General features: G+C 64.2%; 1 protein-coding gene and 1 pseudogene (1 of these 2 only partly in view). Both read right to left on the bottom strand.

Translation table 11 applies throughout. The features are described from left to right. Nucleotides 1-528, bottom strand: a pseudogene (locus A2X88_08455) (hypothetical protein); it reaches 222 nt to the left of the window's first position. Between the two features lie 183 nt (nt 529-711). Next, nucleotides 712-1,803 carry a hypothetical protein gene (locus A2X88_08460; GenBank protein OGP35428.1) on the bottom strand — a complete coding sequence of 364 codons (1,092 nt, stop codon included), beginning with the start codon at nt 1,801-1,803 and terminating at the stop codon, nt 712-714. Nucleotides 1,804-2,095 lie beyond the last annotated feature (292 nt).

Consider the following 2,095-nt stretch of genomic DNA (forward strand, 5'->3'; position numbering starts at 1 on the left):
GGCGCTGAAAGGGCAATGGACGCCGTTCAGGTCGGCCTCGTCTAAGTTGGCCAGAGTAAAGAGTCCCGAAAGGACATCCGGCGGGGCGAAGAAGATGACCACCGAAGGGTCGTCGAATTCCCCGAGCCGGTCCCACCGCTTGAAGACGATGTGGCGGGCCGGCGCCGTGAACACGGGGGAGCGCTTCTCGAACTCCTTCACCAGCTCGGGAGATTTCTTGTAACGTTCCCCCTCCAGGGCCCCCGGGATGCCGCAGGAGAGAAAGTGCTCGAAGTTCGGCCTGACGCCTTTCGTGAAGCCCAGGTATCGCCGGCCGCCGCTGCATCCGATCGTTTCCAGGTCGAACCGCAGGCTTGCCCCCTGCCGGATCTTCTTCAGGTCCGCGAGAACGCACCGGTGGCCTTTCGGCGGCTCCGCCCGATCGGCCGAGCCCTCATCGTCGGTGTACCAGCAGGTGATGGGTGCCTCCGCCCCTCCGAAATACTTCTCCCACCGATTCAGGAAGTCTTCCTTCAGTCTCATGTCCATCGCTCTCTCCTCGTCACGGAAAAACCATGCCGCCACGCGTGTCGATCGGGGTTTTCTTCCCCCATTGAAGCTGGTCGCCAAATCCCGCCACGGTGTGAGAGCCCGGGCCGACGATCATGACTCTCGGCTCCCTCGTAACCTGGTCCTGGACCGTCCCGATCCGAGCTCGGCGGGTTGCGGCGCTCAGGCCCCTCGCCCCCGATAACGACGGAGGATGTCCCAGTAGGCCCCGCGGTACCCTTCCCGGATGGCGTCGACGAGAAGCCGGTTGGCGTTGTAGTTGTAGTTCCTGTCCGGCCGGCCGGCGTCGAAGAAGAGGAATCGCCCGTCCCCGGCGATGAGCGCATCGAGGAGATCGGACAGGATGGGCGCCACGCCAGGCTCGATGAAGAAGACCGGCTTCGAAAGGTCCTTCCCCCCCACCAGTCCCGCCGCCCCGTCGCCGCGCAGCACCCGTTTCGCGAATTCCGTACCGGGGTAGACCCGGACGCCTACCGCGACGCCGACGCAGTCCGGCGACGCCTGCTTCATCAGATCGATCGTCCTCCCCACGCTCTCCCGCGTTTCGCCGGGGGCGCCGATCAGCAGGTCGAGCATCACGGCCATGCCATGGTCCCGGCACAGGCGGGACGCACGCAGGATTTCGTCGGGACCGAAGTCGCGGCCGAGCCGCCTCAGCATTTCCGCGTCGCCGCTGTCGGTTCCGAAATTGATTCCCGCGCACCCCGCCCGCTGCATCCAGGCCGCGAGGTCCCGGGAGAACGAACCCGGCGCGCAGTAGGCATACCATCGAAGGCGACCCCCAAGACCGCGGCGGGCGATTTCGCGGCACACGGCGACGGCATGGCTCTCAGGAACGTTGAACTCGCTGTCGCATGTGTGGAAGTGGTCGATCCCCTGGTCGAGCAGGCGCGCAAGTTCTTCCACGACGGACCGGGGAGGGCGAAGCCGGGAGCTTTTTCCTTTCGCGACCGGATCCGCGCAATAGATGCACCGGTGCGGACAGCCCCGCTTGGTCTCGACGCCGGCCTGCCCCCCCTCGAGGAAGTAGCGGGGGTTGTCCACCCATCCGCGTGTCATGGGAGGGAGAAGGGCCAACGAAGGAGTCGAGGCCGGGTTGCGATGCCATTTCCCGTCGCGCCTGAGGATCAGGTTCGGAGCGTCGTCCCAGCGTCGTCCGTTTCGCGCCCTGTTCGCGATCTCGGCAAAAGCGAACTCCCCGTCGCCCCGGATGCCGGCGTCGGCGCCGCACGCCGTGAGCACCTCCTCGGGCATCACGGCCGAAGCTTCATTCTGCTGCCTCTCAGTCTCCATGGCATGCACCTCCGCAAGCCGTTCAAGGCTGATCCTGGCATCCTGTGTCGCTCTCATGAAGTTTACGATCTGTGACACCGGGCCGTTAAGCTGGCCGGTGATAAATTGCACCGCAAGCATCATACCCAGTGTCATTGAGCCGTTGATGACCAGCGTTGCAGATATTACCGTGATAATGATATTTGCAGATTCGTGAATGAGTGTCCCGCCTGCAGTCTGGAATTGCAGTATCCTGAGTCCTTTTATCCGGGTA

The sequence above is a fragment of the Deltaproteobacteria bacterium GWC2_65_14 genome, assembly GCA_001797615.1.
GTDB lineage: Bacteria > Desulfobacterota > Deferrimicrobia > Deferrimicrobiales > Deferrimicrobiaceae > GWC2-65-14.

Bases quoted from the DNA above. Each gene is read 5' to 3' on its own strand.
- A2X88_08460 (OGP35428.1), bottom strand. From the start codon at position 1,803: ATGCCCGAGGAGGTGCTCACGGCGTGCGGCGCCGACGCCGGCATCCGG.